Source organism: Chloroflexota bacterium (assembly GCA_026389585.1).
Lineage (GTDB): Bacteria > Chloroflexota > Dehalococcoidia > UBA2247 > RBG-13-53-26 > JAPLHP01.
In genome coordinates this window covers 1-3,644 of sequence record JAPLHP010000057.1, presented here as the reverse complement: position 1 = coordinate 3,644, position 3,644 = coordinate 1, and the positions used below count along the sequence as shown (strand labels likewise).

General features: G+C 49.2%; 4 protein-coding genes. 2 read left to right on the top strand and 2 right to left on the bottom strand.

The window, feature by feature from the left end; all coding sequences use genetic code 11:
- Positions 1-315: 315 nt before the first annotated feature.
- Together NTZ04_04650 and NTZ04_04645 are read left to right on the top strand one after the other, a co-directional pair.
- The gene (locus NTZ04_04650) at positions 316-1,233 is read left to right on the top strand and encodes a hypothetical protein (GenBank protein MCX5991605.1); all 918 of its coding nucleotides are present in this window, start codon (positions 316-318) and stop codon (positions 1,231-1,233) included.
- Between the two features lie 44 nt (positions 1,234-1,277).
- Positions 1,278-1,919, top strand: a complete 642-nt coding sequence (locus NTZ04_04645; protein MCX5991604.1) for an NYN domain-containing protein — start codon at positions 1,278-1,280, stop codon at positions 1,917-1,919.
- A gap of 128 nt (positions 1,920-2,047) precedes the next feature.
- Here the strand turns inward: NTZ04_04645 and galU are convergent, their stop codons facing one another.
- Positions 2,048-2,914: a UTP--glucose-1-phosphate uridylyltransferase GalU gene (gene galU, locus NTZ04_04640; protein ID MCX5991603.1), complete on the bottom strand. Its 867-nt coding sequence runs from the start codon at positions 2,912-2,914 to the stop codon at positions 2,048-2,050.
- Positions 2,915-2,924: 10 nt separating this feature from the next.
- Positions 2,925-3,284 carry a hypothetical protein gene (locus NTZ04_04635; GenBank protein MCX5991602.1) on the bottom strand — a complete coding sequence of 120 codons (360 nt, stop codon included), beginning with the start codon at positions 3,282-3,284 and terminating at the stop codon, positions 2,925-2,927.
- Between the last annotated feature and the right edge of the window lie 360 nt (positions 3,285-3,644).

Below are 3,644 nucleotides of genomic sequence, written 5' to 3'. Positions count from 1 at the left end.
CTCGCTCTTTGGCACTCATTGTGATCAGTCCTCCTTCCAATGAGGCACCTCCTTATCAGGATTGCCTCTGTTTTACTCCCTTTTGCAAAAGAGGACATTTCTATCGAGTTATTAAGAGGACATTATCATAGAGTTACAACAGGATGCTTATTACCTAGTTTGCGGACCATAATATGATTGTATCCTATTATCAGAAACTTTGCATAATCAAAATGATACACTACCGATTGATTGAGGTGTTGTTGTTGTTGTGGTTCAGACGATGGTTGTTATGTTATACTGGGGCAAAATCGATGCTTGGGACTGCGGACAGCTATGAAGCTGAATAAGATAGGCATCCTCGAACTGAGGAATGACCCCTTCATTAATGATGTGGTATCCAAGTTGGGCGATCTGCCGGTAGAGTTTCTCTCCTTTGCTGATCGATCTGTTCCTGTCACCAGTGATTACAAAGTGGTTGTGGACCGGATGAGTTTTTGCTTCCCTTATCTGAAAGAAATGGTCAAGAATATGTCTCTGGATGGTACTTATGTGATAAATAACCCTTTCACTGCCTCAGTAGGCAGCAAACTGGTGGACGCCAGCATATGCCAGTTTCTTGGGATATCCTTTCCCAAGTCTATCGTTCTGCCCGATCCGGTAGTTCGGGACAAGATATCGGATATGGTGACGGAGCCATCTTGGGACAGGATTGCTGACGAAGTAGGTTTCCCCTGTATCTTGAAGCCCGTAGATGGATATGCCTGGGAAGATGTCTATGAAGTGAACACTCCGGCAGAATTGAAGGGGCGATACGCCGTAGGTTCAGGCAAGACCTGGCTGGTACAGCAGAAGGTTCATTATGAGGAATATTACCGCATCTTCTGTATTGATCAGAAAGACGTGTTGTTTGTGAAGTGGATTCCCAGACCTTTTGGACTGGGGGAGTATCTCTATACCGACTCAACGGATATTGATGGTACGAGGGCGAAGCTGGCAGAACAAATCATCCGGCTGAATTCGGCTCTGGATATGGATGCTAATGTGGTAGAATGGTGCGCAGATAACAAGGGGCAGTCCTGGGTTATCGATGCTTTCAATGAGGTTCCCGATGTACCTAAGGATCGTATCCCCACCGAACATTACTGGTGGATTGTGGATCGGTTTACTGCCTGTATTAGAGACAAGCTGGGCCTGGATAAGCGAAACAGAACTGCCTTTAAGCTGACTTCAGCCCAACAGTGCACCTCATAACGCTGCCATAATAGGTTGCAGAAAACATTTTAAGGGGGTTTAACGTGGAAAACCGAGTAGCCATATTCATCGATGGGAGCAACCTTTATCATGCTCTTCGGGATAACTGCGCGCGGGTTGATCTCAATTTTGTTGAGTTCACCACTAAGTTATGTGGAGGGCGACCGCTGTTCCGAACGTATTATTACAATGTTCTCCAGGATCCGACCCAGCGACCTGAAGGCTATCGGGAGCAACAGGAATTTCTTGATGTCTTGCGCAAGACGCCGTATCTGGAGGTTCGCCTGGGCGGCACCAAGCTGTCGCAGGGTGTGCCGGTGGAAAAGGGCATCGATATTATGCTGGCTACGGACCTGCTTCATTTCGCCTGGAACGGCCTTTATGATGTGGCCGTATTGGTCAGCGGGGATGGCGACTTTGCCTATGCTCTTCAGGCAGTGAAGAACATGGGTAAGCATGTCGAAGTGGCCTATTTCGAAAGTAATATATCCAAGAATCTCCTGGAAATAGCGGATAACAGGCATCTGATGAACCAGAACTTCTTCAAGGGCCTTTGGAGGGTAGTGGAGAGACACCACACGCGCCGGCCAAGGATGACTCCGAGACGGAGTGACCAGCCGAGAGCTTATCCTGCGAACAATGTTGCTCCTAATCCTACACCAGTTGCTCCTAATCCCACCCCATAGGATGCCGCCTGCCGAGTTCATGGATACGCGGTTAGGATAGTGGCTGCCGTTGGAGGGGTAACAGGAGAGAAGATCATCGCTCCGACTGCAGAGGTCGAAGGAGCAGTCCCCTGAGGGTTGCGAGAACCTCAGAGTATCGTGGTGAGATAGTTCCTCAATTCTGGCCCGATATCAGGGTCTTTTAGCCCCAGGGCTACAGTTGTTTTCAGCCAACCCAAAAGAGTACCGGCATCGTAGTGCGCCCCTTCGAACTCGTAGGCATGTATGGGATGTTCCTGGGCCAGACGTTTCAGGGCGTCTGTTATCTGAATCTCGCGGTTCCTGCCGGGCCGGGTATCTTCCAGGGCTGCAAAGATCTCTGGTTTCAGAACGTATCTGCCCATGATAGCCAGATTAGAGGGGGCTTCCCGGGGTTCTGGCTTTTCCACCAGGTCATGGACTTCATAGATGTGATTTGCTATTTCTCTGGGCTTAATGATACCGTATCTGCCCACTTCGCCTTCAGCCACCTTTTTGACAGCAATAACGCTGCTCCCATAGCGTTCACAAATCCCAAGCATGTGTTTCAGTACTAGTTCCCTTTGTTCAAAGATATCATCGGGGAGAAGCAGGATAAAGGGCTCATTGCCTACCACATGCTTGGTGGTCAGAACAGCATGCCCCAGCCCTAGCTGTTCCTTCTGGCGGACGTAGCAGATATCGACCATGTTGGACAGGCGGCGAATCTCTTCTGCCAGTTTGCTCTTGCCCTGCTGCTCCAGCATATGTTCGAGTTCGAAGGAGTGGTCAAAGTAATCCTCCATCGTTCTCTTGCCCAAAGCAGTGACAATAACCACCAGCTCCACGCCGCAGGCAATTGCCTCCTCTACGCTGTACTGGATCAGCGGTTTGTTCAGAAGCGGCAGCATTTCCTTGGGCTGAGACTTTGTCAGCGGCAAAAATCTGGTGCCCCAGCCTGCGGCAGTGATCACGGCCTTTCTGATCGTTGTAGTCAATCTTGCTCTGCTATCTTAGTGGTGACGTGCTGCGGCGGGTTTTGCTCGGGGATGTCTTCTTGAGTGGTTTTTCGCTCTTGGTGAGGGAGGATATTCTTTCTGAGACGACCTCTGCCGCCTTTGTTCGGCTTGATGCCTTCATGAGACCGCTTGCCAGTTCATCATCTCTGATAATATCCCTCACCCAGTTGCTGAAGTCATTCTTCTGCGCATTTGAGTGGTAGGCAAAGGTCTTGTCTGCCATCGTGTTAAGAGCCTCGGCGAGTTCCCGCATGTTCCTCAGGATATGGCCATTGGAGCACCAGAATACATACTCCTCAGGCACATCGGCCAGAAACCTCTTTGCATCCTTCTCTGGTATTCCCGTCATAGCAACACCCCCTTTGATGGTCTGAAGCTGTTTCCGACAGATCTACCCCAGCACTCGTAACAAAGTTTCTCATATACATCATGGACTTGGCAAGAGGGGTTCTGACATCTGGTTTTCTGGCTACTCTGGTTGCTTTGTATTGCGCATTTAGACTGGAGGCAGCATCCTAATGTTTACGGAAGATTTCGGCGAGGTTAATTCTGCGTTAATAAGAGGGATTGTTGTAACTCTATGATAATGTCCTCTTAATAACTCGATAGAAATGTCCTCTTTTGCAAAAGGGAGTAAAACAGAGGCAATCCTGATAAGGAGGTGCCTCATTGGAAGGAGGACTGATCACAATGAGTGCCAAAGAGCGAG

Coding starts and splice junctions, on each gene's coding strand:
- NTZ04_04650 (MCX5991605.1), top strand. CDS start 316: ATGAAGCTGAATAAGATAGGCATCCTCGAACTGAGGAATGACCCCTTC.
- NTZ04_04635 (MCX5991602.1), bottom strand. CDS start 3,284: ATGACGGGAATACCAGAGAAGGATGCAAAGAGGTTTCTGGCCGATGTG.